This is a genomic window from Bacillus sp. GW823-FHT06B01 (assembly GCF_058952315.1).
On the sequence record NZ_JBXAHR010000003.1, the window covers coordinates 482,423 to 499,847 of the forward strand.

Sequence of the window (17,425 nt, forward strand, 5' to 3'; positions counted from 1 at the left end):
TGTTTTTATTATGTAAAGCTTCTACTAAATGAATAGGAGATGAAATGTATGCCCCTAAAAAACTACGGTGTGTTAAAAGGTACAGTTATACAATCAAAGATTGGAAAAGGGAAAACACCTCATTATCAAGTTCATTTACAGGGAGAGACAGGAGTAGATTATCGTATTGCAATTAACGTAAAATCGCAAAGTTATCCGTCAGAAGTTTTATATTTTGCGAGTAACAATATTAGGTCAGAGGCGATTCATATTTTATCGACATTACCATTTGGTTTTACGGAAGTAAAAAATAATGAGCCGAAAGTGGCTTTAGATTATGTAAGAGGAAATCTATTTGACTCAAAACAAATGATTCCTTTACCTCCCGAAAAAGCAGGAACAGATAATGATTTAAACGAAAAAATAGAACGTTATATAAAACGAGCGATAGAAGAAAAGGCAACTATTTATGCGTTCGGTGAAAGATGGGGACCAGAAGAAAATACACCAGATTCCTATTTTCATTTCAAACCAGGAAACGGTATACATGATATTCACATGAATCAAGGGAATGTAGAGAAATGGAAAGGTGATAATGGTATATGGCAAGACGGGGGAATACTCATTCACTTTGAAAAGGAAGAAGAATGGACCGGGATCTTTCTTGCCTTTCAGTCGCAGTCATGGTGTACAGATGAAGAAGGACATGCTCGTGTGCCGGTTGAGCAGTGTGATTATAAGAGAAATAATTGAGGAAAAGAGGGTGTTCAAAAAGAACGCCCTCCTTTTATTTTATAAAATCCCAAACTAACAAGTGTAGAAATACAAGAGAACAGCAGAGCCACACTAGAAAACGCAATGAGGTACATATTATACTTCATCACTTTTCCAAGGAGCTGGTTACTGTCGTACTGAAATAGTCCTGCTATTATGTTGAATAAAAATAATACGATAAACATGACGATAACACCGTCTATTGATCCTTTAATATCTGGTTTACTTAAAGCGATATGTGCAGAAATACAAATGGCGATAAATAAAAATAACCAAAAAGAAGGATTTAATAAATTACTTATTGTAAATAAGCTTTTCAATAATACAAAAGTCGATAAAAGTATGTTTTGAACCATTTCTATATTAATAGAAGTAGAAGCGATTGTTTTTTCGAGAGTTGTATTAAATAAGAAATATGAATTTGGTACGAAATAGCGCATTAAAAGGATTAACGCAGTAATACCGGAAATAATAGGACCGATTCCAATGAAGAAGTTCCCAATTCGTTGATATACACTTTTTTGATTGTATTGATGTTGTACGTAGCCTAAAGCACCTTGACTTGTATCTGTTGGGAAAAACTGCGTTGCTACAATTTTATGACGAAATAGTACACACATAATGGCATGTCCAAGTTCATGAATAGGAACACCGATCCAAGCCGTTAAAAGGAATCCTTTTCTTCCGAAAGCTCTCGACCAATACATTCGTGTGAGAGATTCTAAATAGCCTAATAGAAATCCAATTACAATGATAACGCCAATTAAGGAAAATAATTGGATTACGCTTGTAAGGAGTATTTGAAAAATTGAGTTTACCAATTCCATTGCCTGTCATCCAATCTGTTAAAAATGTTATTTGCTCTGTTTCATAATAGCATTATTTCTCAAGATTGCTAGCACATATATTTTCATTTGAAAGAAGGGTTTCAAAATCTTTTTCTTGTAGTCATGTTTTATGTACAAAGTCATATATTGAATTTGTAACACCCTATATGGTATCTGCTCAAGGAGGGATAAGAGAATGAAATGTCCTGCGTGTCAGACGGAAAATGCAGCAGAGGCAAAGTTTTGCGGGAATTGTGGACATTCGTTGACGGAGGAAGTAGTGGCAAGTAGTGGCCAAGAAGAAGGGCCAGAACAAGCACACGTAGCAAAGGCAAAGGAAACTCGCCCCAATGAAACGGTAGAGCAGGCGAAGCGGTTTGCGAGTGGCTATTTTCAGTTCTTTAAAAATGCTTTTAAATCACCGTCTGCCAGTATAAAAAGCGGCAATATCGAAGTGCGAAATGGAATTACAAGCCTTGTACTTATTTGTTTTTTAGGAGCGTGTATTTTTTATAGAATCATGAGCGTAGCGGCGAATGTTAAAAGAACATTTGCACCGGATGTATCTACGCCTTCTTTCTTTGGCGAGTCTATAAAGGTCTTTTTATTTTTACTAATTTTAACTTTATTTGTCGGATTTATTATTTTTGTAAGTGGTAAGATGATGAAATCACCTTTTTCGTTTCTTGAAGTATTCGGTATATGGGGAACGATAGCGACGCCAGCTATTGCTATATTAGTTCTTTCTTTTCTTTTTAGTTTTTTATTAATCTTCTTACCAATCTTATTAGGGTTGGCTACAACATATATGGGAATTAGTATAATTGTAGCTATAGTAAAATTAGATAACGGCGGATTAGATCCTATTTACACACTTCTTATCGCAAATGTTTTAATCGGAATTGCAACATTCATTGTACTGTGGTCTTACATTAGCACGATAATTCGAGCCTTTACACAGGGATTAACTGGCCTCTAAAGAAAAGGTGGTTGAATGAATGAATGTATGTATGTACAAAGTGTGGGACTCAGTTTGAAGATTGAATCTTATAATGTTGAACTAATCAAATCAAGAGAATAGAACACGTGAAAAAGGTACAGTGCACAACTGTACCTTTTCTATGTTTTTTTAGCTGAACCAGGATCCCTTGAAAAAAAGATATGAAAGAGGAATGTGACTTTACTTGCTCCTCCTGATGTACTTGCTTGCACATCAGATAATGCACTAGATGTTAACACACCTTCAGAATGAGGCGGTACCACTATTTTGAGAGCATCATCTGATTCTGATGATGCAGTAACTGTTATTGTATCATCAGATAAGTTTAAAATTTTTACAGTACCGATTGGTAAGATAGACTTGCCAGCGTGTGATGCTGAAGCGAAGTGAGAGCCTTTCCAAATCGTTTGTGCGAAGGTTTCATCATTAGATAACCAAGCGCGAGCGCTGTATAATGTTGCGTTAATGGAAAATTCTTGGTCAAGTGACACGGCGGGTTTCGGTTCTTGCGGTTCCTCTGGAGTTTGAGCGAGAAGGCCGGCACACATATATGTTTCACCTACTTTCGATAGTTACTGTTATAGCATATTAAACATATTATTTATAAGACACGACGGCTACCTATTCAGGCATAGTTTTGTGCACCAAATTTGAAGATGAAATTATCTTTCTTTACAATGGAAGTAGGTGTTATTTCTGAAAAATATGGAAAACGTAAAGAGTATGTAGAAAAGAAGGAGTGGTAAAGTGAACTATGTCATTATTGGCGGAGATGCAGCTGGTATGAGCGCAGCTATGCAAATTGTTAGAAACGATGAAAATGCAACTGTTGTAACGTTAGAAAAAGGTGAAATTTATTCGTACGCGCAGTGTGGGTTACCATATGTCATTAGTGGTGCTATCGCTTCAACGGAAAAATTAATTGCGCGAAATGTGAAGACGTTTCGTGATAAATATGGAATTGATGCGAAAGTACGACATGAAGTAACGAAAGTAGATACGGAAAAGAAAGTGGTGTACGCAGAGCATACGAAGACGAAAGATATTTTTGAATTTCCGTACGATCGTTTATTAATTGCAACTGGCGTACGTCCTGTTATGCCAGAGTGGGAAGGCCGAGATTTGCAAGGCGTTCATCTTTTAAAAACAATTCCAGATGCTGAGCGTATATTAAAAACGCTAGAAACGAATAAAGTTGAAGATGTAACCATTATTGGCGGTGGTGCGATTGGACTGGAGATGGCAGAAACATTCGTCGAACTTGGTAAGAAAGTAAGAATGATTGAGCGAAATGATCATATCGGTACGATTTATGATGCAGATATGGCTGAATATATACATAAAGAAGCAGATAAACACAATATTGAAATTTTAACGAATGAAAATGTGAAAGCATTTAAAGGAAATGAAAGAGTGGAACAAATTGAAACGGATAAAGGTACGTATAAAGCAGATCTTGTTTTAGTATCGGTTGGAGTGAAGCCGAATACTGATTTTCTTGAAGGAACAAATATACGTACAAATTATAAAGGAGCAATCGAAGTAAATGCATATATGCAAACGAATGTGCAGGACGTATATGCAGCTGGTGATTGCGCAACACATTACCATGTTATAAAGGAAATTCATGATCATATCCCGCTCGGAACGACTGCTAATAAACAAGGCCGACTTGCAGGACTGAATATGCTTGATAAACGAAGAGCTTTTAAAGGAACGTTAGGTACAGGCATTATTAAATTTATGGATTTGACGCTCGCAAGAACAGGTTTAAATGAAAAAGAAGCAAAAGGGCTACATATTCCGTATAAAACAGTCAAAGTAGACTCCACAAATATGGCGGGCTATTATCCTAATGCGAAACCACTTTACTTGAAATTATTATATCGTTCTGACACGAAACAATTATTAGGTGGACAAGTAATTGGAGAAGAAGGTGTAGATAAACGAATTGATGTGATCGCAATGGCACTTTTCAATAAAATGAGCATTCACGATTTAGAAGATGTCGACTTAAGTTACGCACCACCATATAACAGCGTTTGGGATCCAATTCAGCAAGCGGCAAGGAGAGCAGAATAGCACTTTTTAAGTGCTATTTTTTTCGTTAAAGGGGAATCATTATTTTTGGCGAAAGAAGCGAATTGGAAATAGTTATATATAGGGAAGGGGATCATTAAAAATGTTTGTAACACTTCAAACAGTTCAAGAATCAGAAAAAGAAATATTACGTAATTTATATGCACTATATCTTCATGACCTCTCTACATTCACTCCTAATATAAAGATTGGGGCAAATGGATTTTTTGAATACAAAGATTTGTACATGTTTTGGGAAAATGACGGAATCACTCCGTATTTTATTAAAAGTAATAATGATATTGTAGGATTTTTATTACTACTGGAACGTCCATTTTTGAAAAAAGAAAATGACTTTTGTATTAATGACATTTTCATATTGAATCAGTACAAGGGAAAAGGAATCGGTAAACAAGTTATTGAGAATGTACTAAAAGAGAAACGAGGACAATATTTCGTTATCGAACTTGTGAAAAATGTACCAGCTGTTTCTTTTTGGAAGAAAGTATATAGGGAGCTAAACATCGAATTTGATGAAAAAACAAAGTTAATCGATGATGAAGAATGTCTCGTTCAAACTTTTAAAATATAATGAAATCGGTGCCTCTAATAGATTAATTTGAAATTTAACTTTATCCCGCTATTTGCGGGCAGTAAGAGCCCGATTAGTGAGGGCTGATAATCAGTGGGGGATGAAGAAAACCTCTACTAATTAAAGTTTCACTTTATTTCGAATATACCGTTCGCCCTTGAAAACATAGTACTTATCGCTTATATTTTCATATAGTATTTATTTTTTAATAAAGCAATGAACGAACCAGGGGGCACAGTATGGCAATTAACATGAAAACAATCGAAGAATGGATTGCTGAATCAAACGCAAGACAGGAAGAAGACTTTGGAAACGTTGTTGAAGAAATGAAAGAAGTATGCGTCGGACTTGATAATGCGACATTAATTTATACGAAAAATGTATTTTGTTTCGGTAAGAAAGTAGAAGTATTGTTCTTCTTCCAAGATCATGTCGTGATTGGACAAGAAAAAGATGAATATGTTGAAATCGAAAAATTAAAGTATGAAGCAATTACACATAGCAACTTAAAAACAAATGACAAAAATACAACGTTAGAATTAAAGTTTGCTAACGGACAATCTATCAATTTAGATAGTTTAAATGATAACTACGGTACGAAAAATTGGTTATTCGCGAGACAAATTAAGAGTATTTTTAAATTAATCTAGTAAAAAAGCACGCCGTCCACCGGCGTGCTTCTAATTAAGCAAATCCCCTTTTAACCAATTCCGTGCTCGATACGCCCCAACAGGAATTTGAATAAGAGACGTTTCAGTTCCAGTATCTATCCCGTATAACTGATCACATGAATTTGTATCAAAACTTAGTAATGGATGCCCGCCCATCCTCATCGCGGTTGCGGCGAAAACGAGGTTATGAACGAGTATGCCAGCTTCCATTTGGTGAATACGGTATCCTCTATAGCCTAATGCACGTGTATAGTAATCTTTCTTTCCGACTACATGTAGGCAAAGCGGTACTTGAAAAAGATTTACGTTATCCATCGTCATACTGGATTGAAGGGGATAACGAAGGTCTCCATATCGAAGTGGCTGTATGGAATGATTTTTGCTGTTATAAGAATAAGCGCCGTTTTCTATATCTTTTACGTTATAAAAACATCCATATAAGGAGACGCGCGCATTTTCATTTACATACTTACCATCAAGGTCGTTGTAATAAGGGAAGGCGAGGCTCGCTTCTTGTAGTAAAGTAGCGAGCCCTGCTGCATCCCATTTCGTTAAAGTGAAGTCAGCATCAGGGGAATACCGTTCTTTACAAAGTTGTAAGAAATCATACGATAACCGTTCTACTTGCGGCAACTGTACAGCGTGCGCATGATGTTGATAGTGCTCTTCATGATGTAGTGTTTGGAAGTGTGCTGTCGATTCAATCATAGAAGCTTCATTTATTTTTGTTATCATTGGATATTCATTTACATGTTTTGAGCGAACGAAATGTTCGTGTGCTAACGGCGGAATTTGCTGTAACAACTCATGAGAAGTAACTGTTTTATTTTCACGGTAATCATTGTGAAACCAATTCGTTTGCGGTTCTGTACTTAAAGGAACGACAGCATACACACTTTCTTCGCCTTCTGACAGTCCGAGTAAATGATTGATTGCCCGGTCTAGAAACTGAAAGTATACGCCATTTTTGTAACCGAATTGTTTGGCACATGCAAGTAATTGTCCGATGAGAACACCACTATCTAATCCTTGAAGTCGATACGAAAAATTATTGTATTTAAAGTAGTTTTTCCAAAACATAGTGGATACGAATGCAGCGCCAAAACAAGACTGTATGTTACAACGGTTGCCAAGTGCTTCTGTAATGTAAGAATCGAAATTTCCTTCGCGAAGTAAAATAAGTCGGTGGTGCGCAGCGTCGTAATGGTAAATACCGTGTGGATAATCATCAATCTTTAAATATATATACAATTCATTTGGATATAAAGCGCCGCCTGAAGGGATAGATCTTCGGAATAAAATTTTCTCGCTATTTAGCTGACATAACTGTGTTAAACCAAATGAGGACCAAAGGTAATGACCAATCTCTTTTAAAGTAGGTGTAGTAGAAGAGTTAGGTAAAGATAATGGGATTTCTAAAGAGAGTGGAATGATAGGGACATTTCGATATAATTTATAAGGGAGCGGTGCATCTTCCCAGTCCACTTCATGGTTTGGCATAATTTCGTCTATAGAAAAATGAAGATGATGTAAAAAAGTATCCAGCTGCATAGAATCCCCTCCTTTACTATGGAAACGGATGCGGATGTGGATTTAATCGTTCATTCGTTAAAGGTTCGTTTGTATATCCAAGTGTCATCGGCACAGTATATACTCTATCCAGTCCTGTAACCCGAGTGAGATGGTGGCCGAACGTCATCGGTAGCATGCCTGGAATAATGACTTTTACACAATGTAATTCGTTTTTTTCTATAAGAGGTACTGTTTGATTTACAACGATTACGTCAAGTCCAGATTGCTGCAGACGGTTTAAAAGTTGATGAAGATCGGATGTTAAATCTAGATCAACTGATTGTAATGCATTCATTTCTTGGAATGATTGCATCGGTGCATCGTCACGTAAAAGAAAGTGAAGACGTTCTTCTGCTTCTTTTAATCCGTACAGCATACTATGGTCTTCCATTTTATTTACGAGATAAGGGTCTTGTAAGCAGTTTTCGTAATGCTCTCTTTTTTGTTCGAGTTCATCGTCTGCTATTAGTAACATGCCTGCTATTTCATGAATGGCACTCTTTAAAGCGCGGACAGGGTCTAAATGAGAGCCTCCCGCACAAACAACGTTCATTCCATTTTCACGCGTATTTTTCGCAATTACCCATAAGCTTGGGATACCGTGTTCCATCGTTGCGTTAAAAGCATGTAATTCATACCCAGTAATCGTGTATAGCCGCTGAATCATTAATTGTAATTCCGTATCATTTGCTGAACTAAGATCAAGGCGAGGGAGAGGTAATTCGGCATACCAAGTGAGTAAAAAGGCGTCACGCTCTACAATTTCTAAAATGCCATGAAAAATTGCTTCTTCTAAACTACCACCAATTGCACATCCATTTGATGTTTCATACACGAAAGCATCTCGATGACCGAGGCTATAATAAGCAATTGATTCAGGAACTAAAATTGGCCGGTTTTGTAATAAAGAGTAGCCCCATACCCAGTTTTGTTCATAGTCAGGATCAAACGGTTTAAACGGAAAACTATTCCGATTATAATGTTCATTTGTATGTACACCGAGCAAGAGGGGATTAAGTGCATGATCCTCTAACTCACGAAAACTGCCGTGTACATTTGTCTTTTTTCCTCGAGGTGACATACCACAATATCGTTCTAAACCTTCTAAAATAGCAGTCGCTTCACTCATTGCAAATGAATGAGTTCGGCCTGCAACACCTTCGTTTCCAAACATTAATGGCATGTTTATAATAACGTCAGCAAATGGTAATAAAGAATGCTGCATTTTTCCGTTCAACATACCGACGCGATAATCGAAATAATCTCTCGTTAAAAATGTGTTTAGTTCATGAATGGAACGACAGCGATATGTTGCTTCGCTTGTTTTTAAGCTCGGTTGTAACGAAATCGTTGCTGCATCTGCCGTATCATCAGGCAAATTGCTACATACAGGGCAGAGCGGATCGGGAAGAAAAGAATGCCGCGTACATTGCAGTGTTTGTAAGTTTAGTAAAATGAGTTCATTTTCTAAAGAAGAATGGTTATGAGTTAATATTTTCTCTGTTTCTGCACGAATAAGATGGCACATTTGTAACATACCATTTTGGGTGGCACGTACATCACGCCTTGTTACATTATCTGCTTTTAACGCATATTTCCGCTGTAGTGCCCACATTTCTTGTTGATCAAATCCAGCGATAAATCGGCGTCCATCAGAGCAGTTGGAACAGCCAGTTGCAAGAGGATGAATGTAAGGACCGATAATACCTTCACCAAATGAAGTGAATGCACGTAGCCATGGAATATGATTCGATCGAAACATTAGCTCGGCATCATGATGAATAGTAGAAGGAGAGCCATCATGTAATACGAGAGCGAGATGAATATTTTCAGGGAGTTCTTCTGTAAGGTTATGTTGGCGAATGATAGAATATTGTTTGCATAGTTGATCATGTACATAGTTTGCAAGTAAGCCATCTCCTATAAGCAATATATTTTGAGTCATAGACTGTCCTCCTTTGCAATTAATACACCGTACACACCATCTAAGTTTTCTTTCAAAAATGATTCAATGGCTAAATCAAACACGAATGGATAAAAATTATGTTCTTCTAAATGTTGCAAGGCAAGCTGCACAGATTGCACACCTGGAACTTCTTCTTCCGCTTGTATTTCCACTCTAAAAGAATCCGTGTCATATAAAATAATAGAGGATTCAGGCAAGATATTAGCTCTGTAAGGAGTCTCTTCATTTTGAATATGAAGTAGTGATAGTTGTAGTGCGTTCCGTAAGGCTAACGTCATATTAATATTAGATGCACCGTACCAGCGATCATTTATACCGACCCAAACGACAGGAAAGCTGAGAATCTCTTCACTTACTGCTATTTTAGGTGTTTCATGAATTGTAGAGAGAGCATCGTAATAAAATCTACAATGTTTATCATGAATTGCAGTTAAATCAATCGTCGTAATTTCTTCTAGCATATGTGACTGCCGCTCATACAATTTATTATTTAAATGTTGTTGTAGCGCCCGGTATACACCTTCTGTCATCGTTTCTCCAGCGCCAATACCGATATCATTATGTTCAGGAATAAGGCGGTGCATAATTTCCGCTACATATGTTTCAATTCCTGCTAAACCAGCTTCTCGGCGCGCTTCATTATGAGTTAAACCACCACAAGTCATAAGAGGCAGGAGGGAAGCAGGACCATCTGATAGTGGAGTAGCTACTTGAATATGGCATTGTGATAACGGTAATTGATATGAATCTTGTTCATCCCATACATGGAATAAACCAGCTTCTTTAGAAGTTAATGAGTCGAAAAAGCGGAATAAATCAGTTGAGGTATGTTGGTTGGACCGCTGCTCAAGTTGTTCAGAAAGATTTTCTATCGTATCAATTGTAAAACTTTCATCAGTTGCGAGAGGATGTTTTATAAAAGGATGCCATGCTCCTTCGAGTGTTTCGTAATTTAATAAAAAGAATTGTGGTTCTTTTTCTCGGTAGGAATCATCAGCGACATGCTTAAGTAATTCAAATACGATTATATTTGCTAACATTGCAGATGGAAGTGGTGAAAATGATGCTGATGAATGTTCATTTTGTAAAGTCGTTTCATGTAGCCGATGCCATGCGGATTCCCAGCATTCTTCACGATTAGCTGTTACGATAGGGCCGGCTATACCAAGTGCTGATAAACAGACGGCAGGTATGAAGTTCTTTCCTACTTCTCTACAAATCGTGTGAACTGCTCTTAGGCCTTCAATATCTCCATTTTGAGAAACATACAAAATCCAGTCGAAAGGCTCGAACACTTCATGCAGGGGACGATCAATTGTCGTATCTATTTCCTGAACAAGGACATGATCATCAACTTCATGTGCAAGTTCTACTAGCTCATGAATGCGATCGTAATTTGTTTCCTCATAATCTGTAACAAGGTAATGAAAGGTAGGTAATCCTGATTCTAATAAAGAAGAAACTAAGGAAGTAAGCATATCTCCAGAACCAATTATAAGGACGTTTGCCGCGCGATACGTTTCGAATTTTAGAGCGCCTGAATGAGAATCAGCTTCTAAAAATTCAATTTGTGAAGCGTATCTATCAAGTAATGCGCTATTTAATTCATGAGGTGCATCTTGACTTACATCCCGAACGAAACCATTTTCATATAAAATCTCTCCAATTTCAAATACACGATTTTGATAGGGGAGAGGGAGACCATCGGTTATTTCTGCTAAAGAATAATTCCCGTTAAACATTGGCATTAATTTTTCAATCCAGTTGTAAATTCCATCACCGTCCATACGAAATGAACTGGCATTATTTCGAAAATAGACACCCCCGTTTGAGTCGGGGAGGAAAAAAGTATCCTTATTTGCTTTAAGTTTTGCATCAATTGGAAGGTTATTCATTTTAATCCTCCTTACGTTTTAGGCATACATTATTAGCTTATGTTATGAAATTTGTCCCATATGAACGCAATAAAAAAAGGCTGTAGAATAATTCATTCTACAGCCTGTAATAGATTATTAATCTATCAACCTTCTAATAATAATGATTTTGGATCTTCAAGCATATCTTTAACAGCAACAAGGAAGCTAACTGCTTCTTTACCATCAACAATACGGTGATCGTAAGATAAAGCGATGTACATCATTGGACGGTTTTCCATACGTTCTGCATCAATTGCAACTGGACGTACTTGGATTTTGTGCATTCCTAAAATACCTACTTGTGGGCTGTTTAGGATTGGTGTTGACATTAGAGAACCGAATACACCACCGTTTGTAATTGTGAATGTACCACCTTGTAACTCTTTTAATGAAAGTTTGTTATCGCGTGCTTTCATACCTAAATTACGAATTTCGCTTTCGATTTCAGCGAAGTTTAATTGGTTAGCATCGCGTACAACTGGAACAACTAATCCATCTGGAGCTGCTACTGCAATACCGATATCATAGAATTTTTTAATGATAAGCTCATCGCCCTGAATTTCAGCATTTAATAATGGGAATTGTTTTAATGCTGCAACAACTGCTTTTGTGAAGAATGACATGAAGCCAAGACGTACATCATGTTTTTTCTCGAAAGCATCTTTACGCTCTTTACGTAATTCCATGATTGCAGTCATATCAACTTCGTTAAATGTTGTTAACATTGCAGATGTTTGTTGAACTTCTACAAGGCGTTTTGCAATTGTTTGACGGCGGCGGGACATTTTCACGCGCTCAACTGGTTTTTCGAATTCCGTTTTTGCAACTGGAGCAGGAGCTGGACTTTTTGGAGCAGCTGGTGCTTCTTTTGGAGCTGCAGCATGAGCTTGTACATCGTGTGGTCTCACACGTCCAAGTGGATCTGTGCTACGTACGTCGTTTAAGTCGATACCTAATTCACGAGCCATTTTTCTAGCAGCTGGTGATGCGATAGGACGGTTCGTATTCGGTAAACCTTGTAAAGTTGTAGTTTGCTCAGCATTTGGTGCCGCAGCTTTCGGTGCTTCAGTTGTTTCTTGTTTTGGCTGTTCAGCAGCCGGTGCAGGTGTACTTACTGCAACTGGTGCTCCGTTTGCATCTAAAATTGCGATAGTTGCACCAACTTCAACTGTATCCCCAGGTTCGCCTAGTAACTTCGATACAATACCTGAATCTTCTGCAATGATTTCTACATTGACTTTATCAGTTTCAAGCTCAACAACGCTGCCACCTTTCTCAACTTTGTCGCCTACGTTGATAAGCCATTGTGAGATAGTTCCTTCAGTAATAGATTCTGCAAGCTCAGGTACTTTAATTTCGATCATTTTAAATGTCCTCCCCTTATTTGCCTAACGGTGTGTTTTTTCTTCTTTTGTCTTCGGTAATCTCCATTTGTTAGCCTGCCCCTGGGCAGAAAATCTGCCCGGGGAACAAGCTAGAAACCTTCATTGTTACTTTCAGTTGCTGAAAACTTCAATTTCTTGTTTATCTTGACGGAAGTTATACTTCACATCTAAAGCGTGTGCAACAATTAGTTCTTGCTCAGCTTTGTGAGCGAATGGATCGCCACCAGATGGGCTAGAGCGATCTGGGCGTCCAATGTAACCTGTTTTCACTTTATCTCCAGCAAGTTCGAACAGAATTGGAGCCATGTAATGCCATGCGCCCATATTACGAGGTTCTTCTTGAACCCAAATAATTTCTTCTAAGTTTTTAAAGCGTTTAATAATAGATTGAACTTTCTCAGCAGGGAATGGGTACAGCTGTTCAATACGAACGACATGAACTTCATCTAAGTTATACTCATGTTTACCAGACTCAATTTCTGCTGCTAAGTCAATCGCCATTTTACCTGTGCTTAAAACAAGACGTTTTACTTTAGTTGGTTTCATGCCAAGGTTTTCTTGTTCTAGAGCAGGTTGGAAACGTCCTTCGCTTAACTGACTAGCAGTTGAAAGCGTAAGTGGGTGACGTAATAAACTCTTTGGCGTCATCAATACTAATGGTCGAACAGCTTCTGTTCCTAAGATAGATGCTTGACGACGTAAAATATGGAAGTATTGTGCCGCGCTCGTTAAGTTTGCAACTGTCCAGTTATTCTCAGCGGCTAACTGTAAGAATCGCTCTGGACGTGCACTAGAATGCTCTGGTCCTTGACCTTCATAACCGTGCGGTAATAGAAGAACTAAACCAGATTTTTGACCCCATTTTGCTCTTCCTGCTGAAACATATTGATCAAATAATGCTTGCGCAGTATTTGAGAAGTCACCATATTGCGCTTCCCACATAACAAGAGTTTCTGGAGCGAATACGTTATAGCCATACTCATAACCAACAACAGCAGCTTCTGATAACGGACTGTTATGAACAGAGAAGGATGCATTAATGTTTGGCAAGCGATGTAATGGCGAATATGTTTCATTTGTATCAGTATCGTGTAATACGATATGACGGTGCGCGAATGTACCACGCTGTGAATCTTGACCAGTTAAACGAATTGGCGTACCTTCTTGTAAAATAGAAGCGAATGCTAATGACTCAGCAAGTGCCCATTCAATTTTACCGTTCTCTTCAAGAGCGTCTTTACGGCGTTCAAGAATTTTCTTTACTTTCGGATATACGTTAAAGCCTTCTGGCCAAGATAGTAGACCTTCATTAATTGCACGAAGTGAGTCAATCTCAACACCAGTATCAATTGGCTGAATGCCTTTTGCAACAACATCTGGCACTTTAACGTCAATTGTTGCAGCGCTCGTATCAGCTGGCGGTACTTGTGCATAGTCAGATTTTAATTGCTCTTGTATAAACTGAGTCATTGTTTCAACCTCATCTGCATTTAGAACACCAGCAGCTTGTAATTGATCTGCATAAATCGCTCTTACAGTCGGGTGATTTTTAATCTTTTTGTACACTTGTGGTTGCGTAACTGCTGGGTCATCCATTTCGTTATGTCCGTAGCGGCGGTAACCAATTAAATCGATTAAGAAGTCTTTTTTGAACAATGTACGATATTGAATCGCAAGGTTAGCAGCAGCAAGACAAGCTTCTGGATCATCAGCGTTCACGTGAACAATCGGAATATCGAAACCTTTTGCAAGGTCACTTGAATATTTCGTAGAACGAGAATCATAGCTATCAGTCGTAAAGCCAACTGCATTGTTTGCGATAACATGAATTGTTCCGCCTGTTTGGTACGCGTTCAATCTGCTTAAGTTCAACGTTTCAGATACAATACCTTGACCAGGGAATGCAGCATCACCATGAACTAAAATTACGAATGATTTTGAAGTATCTTGTTCTGGAAGACCAGATTTTTTACGATTCTCTTGAGCCGCACGTGCAAAACCTTCTACAACAGGGTTAACGAACTCAAGGTGACTTGGGTTATTTGCTAATGTAACGCGAGTGCTAACTTCTTCGTTACTAACGACTTGTTCTCTACCTAAATGGTATTTCACGTCGCCGGTCCATCCAGAATTTGCCACTGCGCCTTCTATTTTTGCATGTTTGAACTCAGCAAACATGTGACTATATGGTTTTTCTAATACGTGTGCAAGTACGCTTAGACGACCGCGGTGAGCCATACCAATCATGACATCTTCTACGCCGCCCTTTGCACCTTCGAGAACAATTTCATCTAGAACAGGTACAAGCATATCAACGCCCTCGATAGAGAAACGCTTTTGCCCAACGAATGTTTTATGCAAGAATTGCTCGAAACCTTCAACAGCTGTTAAACGTTTTAAAAGAGCAGTTCGTTTTTTATTTGATAGTGGTTGACGCAATGAATTTGATTCCACCATTTGATGCAACCACGCGCGTTCTTCACTATCTTGTATATGAGAAAATTCATAAGCTAAAGATTTTGTATAAACGTCTTTTAATCTATGAATTACATCAAGTGCAGTGTGAATACCTTCTGGTGCATCTTGCCATACTGTTTTTGCTGGAATCGCTTTCAAGTCAGCATCGCTCAGTTCGTTCATTGCTTTCTCAAGAAGAGATTGTCCATTAGCAGCATCTTCCATCGGATTGATGTGAGCCAACGTATGCCCGAAAGAACGAATTTGTTCAACAAGCTGAACGACTTTAAGAATTTTTTCAATGTTCCCTGTGTTTTGAGGAGAAAAATGTGTTGCTGTGTTGTCCCCTGTTACGACATTATCTTGAAACGAAGGAGCTCCAAAAATTTCAAAAAGCTCTTGTAATTCCGGATCAACAGAACCTGCTCCAGTTACGTAAAGATCATACTGCTCAATAACATAACCAAGGTTCGGACCATGGAACTTGGCCCAAGGGTTTGTCGTTGTATTCTTCCTCGTCATTTGTTTAAACCTCCCAATGCATATAATCCTTTTTCCATACAAAAGGTGCATTTTGCTCTTTTCAATAATTGATGAACCAATAATCAATGTAAATGTTTTCTTTACTCTTATGTTATTACAATAATTTACATAATACCAAACACTATTACTTATCTGTTTTGTAAAAAAACATTCACAATAACTTATCACCCAAGTTAATCTTTCATGTTATAAAGTAATTTTACAGAAAAATGTGTGGATATATTTGGTATACCTATACAAATAACTAAAATTGTTGCATGTAAATATAAGTATAATAATTAGAATGTTTCGATAAAAAAGAGTTCGAATTATGTATATTGAAATAATAAGCGCTTTCATTGATATTATACAACAATATAACGGAATATAGTATAAAAAATAAAAAATTATGAATTTATCGTAAACTTTATTTAGATAGTGTTAAATATTGAAAGGAAAGTGAAGGATTTCTACAAAAAAAGTTGCTAAACATAAAAAATGCTTCATAAACAGTTAGTTTCTATAAATATGCCGAAAAACACCGTAAAACCAATAACGCATTTCGTGGAATAAAGAAATAAATGAAATATTTTAAAAGGATAAAACAAATAGGGAGATATTAAATTTTAAAAATAGAGAGGAGGAGATATAGTAACGGTTCATTACAGTGTTCCATGTTTCATTTCAAAATAGACGTGCTGAAAATGAAAAAGTTCCTTCTATATAAATAGAACGAAAAATAAACAAAATGAATGTAAAGGAAACTTGACGTAAAGTTTACTTTACATATATACTCGATATAAGGGAGGAGGGAGAAATTTCCTTGGAAAATAAAATGGTCGAATACCGAAAAAAATTTGGACTGTCTCAAGAAAAATTGGCTGAGAAACTTGGAGTTTCCAGACAAACCATCATTTCAATTGAAAAAGGAAAATATGATCCATCACTTCCATTAGCATTTGAAATAGCGAAAACATTTCAGACAACGATAGAACATGTATTTATTTATGAAGGAAAAGAAGAGGGGGAATAGGGATGAATTATTCACAAAAGTACTTTTTAATTATGGGAATTATTTTCTTTATTATGAGTGGAACCATGATATTAGCGGGCATAATGACGCATTCCGCACCACCGGCTCCAACGTATACAGTACTTGCGATGATGATTATGTGTTTCTGCTTAAGTTACTTACATCCGCAATTTAAAGAAAAAGATGAGCGAATGAAACTCATTCGTTATAAAGGAATGTTCTTCAGCTTTTTTGCGCTAACGGCATATTACCTTCTTTTCTCTTTCGGTTTAAATCTACACGTAATTACACTATCTGCGGTTGAACTATTAAACATACTTATGGCACTTACGATGAGTACAGTTTTTATCTCATTTGTTGTTTTATCGAAAAGATATTAAGATGGAAGAGAGAAAGGAAGATTAACATATGCAAATGATGTATGCTTTTGGCATTGGGCTTGTATTATTTTTAGCCGTATTCTTATTTATTCGGAAAGACGTTCAAGGTGGGACGTTAACGAAAAGAGGCTTTTATAAAATGATCGGCTGTTTAGTCGTTATGTTTATAGCGATTATCGTAATGATCGTTTTAATAAATCAATCACTATAGAATATAAAAATGGAACCTTACTGTAGTAAGGTTTTTCTTTTTGATATAAAATCCGAAAATT

At 37.2% G+C, this 17,425-nt stretch carries 15 protein-coding genes; 8 read left to right on the forward strand and 7 right to left on the reverse strand.

What is annotated here, in order from left to right:
- The first annotated feature begins 48 nt into the window (after nucleotides 1-48).
- Nucleotides 49-732 carry a DUF2278 family protein gene (locus AC1Q8N_RS15645; RefSeq protein WP_098077788.1) on the forward strand — a complete coding sequence of 228 codons (684 nt, stop codon included), beginning with the start codon at nucleotides 49-51 and terminating at the stop codon, nucleotides 730-732.
- Between the two features lie 14 nt (nucleotides 733-746).
- On the opposite strand, the gene AC1Q8N_RS15650 is transcribed toward AC1Q8N_RS15645, so the two are convergent.
- Nucleotides 747-1,580: a hypothetical protein gene (locus AC1Q8N_RS15650; protein ID WP_493521272.1), complete on the reverse strand. Its 834-nt coding sequence runs from the start codon at nucleotides 1,578-1,580 to the stop codon at nucleotides 747-749.
- A 196-nt stretch (nucleotides 1,581-1,776) separates the two neighbouring features.
- Between AC1Q8N_RS15650 and AC1Q8N_RS15655 the strand changes: the two genes are divergently transcribed.
- A complete protein-coding gene (locus AC1Q8N_RS15655) occupies nucleotides 1,777-2,559 on the forward strand; it encodes a zinc ribbon domain-containing protein (protein WP_048545090.1) in 783 nt (260 codons plus the stop codon).
- Nucleotides 2,560-2,699: 140 nt separating this feature from the next.
- Here AC1Q8N_RS15655 and AC1Q8N_RS15660 read toward each other — a convergent pair whose 3' ends face one another.
- Nucleotides 2,700-3,128 (reverse strand): hypothetical protein, encoded by a 429-nt coding sequence (locus AC1Q8N_RS15660; protein ID WP_048545089.1) that lies wholly within the window; start codon nucleotides 3,126-3,128, stop codon nucleotides 2,700-2,702.
- 199 nt (nucleotides 3,129-3,327) lie between these two features.
- Between AC1Q8N_RS15660 and AC1Q8N_RS15665 the strand changes: the two genes are divergently transcribed.
- The 3 genes from AC1Q8N_RS15665 to AC1Q8N_RS15675 all read left to right on the forward strand — a co-directional run bounded on the left by AC1Q8N_RS15665 (nucleotide 3,328) and on the right by AC1Q8N_RS15675 (nucleotide 5,901).
- Nucleotides 3,328-4,662, forward strand: coding sequence for an FAD-dependent oxidoreductase (locus AC1Q8N_RS15665; protein ID WP_079245213.1), 1,335 nt, complete (start codon nucleotides 3,328-3,330; stop codon nucleotides 4,660-4,662).
- 100 nt (nucleotides 4,663-4,762) lie between these two features.
- Nucleotides 4,763-5,251, forward strand: coding sequence for a GNAT family N-acetyltransferase (locus AC1Q8N_RS15670; protein ID WP_262720980.1), 489 nt, complete (start codon nucleotides 4,763-4,765; stop codon nucleotides 5,249-5,251).
- A gap of 239 nt (nucleotides 5,252-5,490) precedes the next feature.
- Complete coding sequence (locus AC1Q8N_RS15675) at nucleotides 5,491-5,901, forward strand: DUF3908 family protein (RefSeq protein WP_000996802.1); 411 nt, start codon at nucleotides 5,491-5,493, stop codon at nucleotides 5,899-5,901.
- Between the two features lie 30 nt (nucleotides 5,902-5,931).
- On the opposite strand, the gene AC1Q8N_RS15680 is transcribed toward AC1Q8N_RS15675, so the two are convergent.
- From AC1Q8N_RS15680 to odhA, 5 genes are all read right to left on the reverse strand, one after another.
- Nucleotides 5,932-7,473, reverse strand: a complete 1,542-nt coding sequence (locus AC1Q8N_RS15680; RefSeq protein WP_493521273.1) for a SagB family peptide dehydrogenase — start codon at nucleotides 7,471-7,473, stop codon at nucleotides 5,932-5,934.
- Nucleotides 7,474-7,489: 16 nt separating this feature from the next.
- Entirely contained in the window at nucleotides 7,490-9,439 is a 1,950-nt protein-coding gene (locus AC1Q8N_RS15685) for a TOMM precursor leader peptide-binding protein (RefSeq protein ID WP_262720978.1), read from the reverse strand.
- On the reverse strand, nucleotides 9,436-11,355 hold the full coding sequence (locus AC1Q8N_RS15690; protein WP_048545080.1) for a putative thiazole-containing bacteriocin maturation protein: 1,920 nt from the start codon (nucleotides 11,353-11,355) through the stop codon (nucleotides 9,436-9,438). The genes AC1Q8N_RS15685 and AC1Q8N_RS15690 overlap by 4 nt, the downstream gene beginning before the upstream one ends.
- A gap of 125 nt (nucleotides 11,356-11,480) precedes the next feature.
- Nucleotides 11,481-12,740, reverse strand: coding sequence for a 2-oxoglutarate dehydrogenase complex dihydrolipoyllysine-residue succinyltransferase (odhB, locus tag AC1Q8N_RS15695; protein ID WP_000569906.1), 1,260 nt, complete (start codon nucleotides 12,738-12,740; stop codon nucleotides 11,481-11,483).
- Nucleotides 12,741-12,872: 132 nt separating this feature from the next.
- A complete protein-coding gene (gene odhA / locus AC1Q8N_RS15700; protein WP_048545078.1) occupies nucleotides 12,873-15,740 on the reverse strand; it encodes a 2-oxoglutarate dehydrogenase E1 component in 2,868 nt (955 codons plus the stop codon).
- Between the two features lie 823 nt (nucleotides 15,741-16,563).
- Here odhA and AC1Q8N_RS15705 point away from each other — a divergent pair.
- From AC1Q8N_RS15705 to AC1Q8N_RS15715, 3 genes are read left to right on the forward strand one after another with little or no spacing between them, the layout of a single operon-like run.
- Complete coding sequence (locus AC1Q8N_RS15705; RefSeq protein ID WP_000428506.1) at nucleotides 16,564-16,773, forward strand: helix-turn-helix transcriptional regulator; 210 nt, start codon at nucleotides 16,564-16,566, stop codon at nucleotides 16,771-16,773.
- Nucleotides 16,774-16,775: 2 nt separating this feature from the next.
- The gene (locus AC1Q8N_RS15710; RefSeq protein ID WP_064476765.1) at nucleotides 16,776-17,153 is read left to right on the forward strand and encodes a hypothetical protein; all 378 of its coding nucleotides are present in this window, start codon (nucleotides 16,776-16,778) and stop codon (nucleotides 17,151-17,153) included.
- A gap of 28 nt (nucleotides 17,154-17,181) precedes the next feature.
- Nucleotides 17,182-17,364 (forward strand): DUF3976 domain-containing protein, encoded by a 183-nt coding sequence (locus tag AC1Q8N_RS15715; protein WP_001178300.1) that lies wholly within the window; start codon nucleotides 17,182-17,184, stop codon nucleotides 17,362-17,364.
- The last annotated feature ends 61 nt before the right edge of the window (nucleotides 17,365-17,425 follow it).

What these genes read in the sequence shown, in the direction of transcription:
- AC1Q8N_RS15670 (WP_262720980.1), top strand. Translation starts at nt 4,763, where the DNA reads ATGTTTGTAACACTTCAAACAGTTCAAGAATCAGAAAAAGAAATATTA.
- AC1Q8N_RS15685 (WP_262720978.1), bottom strand. Translation starts at nt 9,439, where the DNA reads ATGACTCAAAATATATTGCTTATAGGAGATGGCTTACTTGCAAACTAT.
- AC1Q8N_RS15660 (WP_048545089.1), bottom strand. Translation starts at nt 3,128, where the DNA reads ATGTGTGCCGGCCTTCTCGCTCAAACTCCAGAGGAACCGCAAGAACCG.
- AC1Q8N_RS15710 (WP_064476765.1), top strand. Translation starts at nt 16,776, where the DNA reads ATGAATTATTCACAAAAGTACTTTTTAATTATGGGAATTATTTTCTTT.
- odhA (WP_048545078.1), bottom strand. Translation starts at nt 15,740, where the DNA reads ATGACGAGGAAGAATACAACGACAAACCCTTGGGCCAAGTTCCATGGT.
- AC1Q8N_RS15645 (WP_098077788.1), top strand. Translation starts at nt 49, where the DNA reads ATGCCCCTAAAAAACTACGGTGTGTTAAAAGGTACAGTTATACAATCA.
- AC1Q8N_RS15715 (WP_001178300.1), top strand. Translation starts at nt 17,182, where the DNA reads ATGCAAATGATGTATGCTTTTGGCATTGGGCTTGTATTATTTTTAGCC.
- AC1Q8N_RS15655 (WP_048545090.1), top strand. Translation starts at nt 1,777, where the DNA reads ATGAAATGTCCTGCGTGTCAGACGGAAAATGCAGCAGAGGCAAAGTTT.
- AC1Q8N_RS15690 (WP_048545080.1), bottom strand. Translation starts at nt 11,355, where the DNA reads ATGAATAACCTTCCAATTGATGCAAAACTTAAAGCAAATAAGGATACT.
- odhB (WP_000569906.1), bottom strand. Translation starts at nt 12,740, where the DNA reads ATGATCGAAATTAAAGTACCTGAGCTTGCAGAATCTATTACTGAAGGA.
- AC1Q8N_RS15650 (WP_493521272.1), bottom strand. Translation starts at nt 1,580, where the DNA reads ATGGAATTGGTAAACTCAATTTTTCAAATACTCCTTACAAGCGTAATC.
- AC1Q8N_RS15675 (WP_000996802.1), top strand. Translation starts at nt 5,491, where the DNA reads ATGGCAATTAACATGAAAACAATCGAAGAATGGATTGCTGAATCAAAC.
- AC1Q8N_RS15680 (WP_493521273.1), bottom strand. Translation starts at nt 7,473, where the DNA reads ATGCAGCTGGATACTTTTTTACATCATCTTCATTTTTCTATAGACGAA.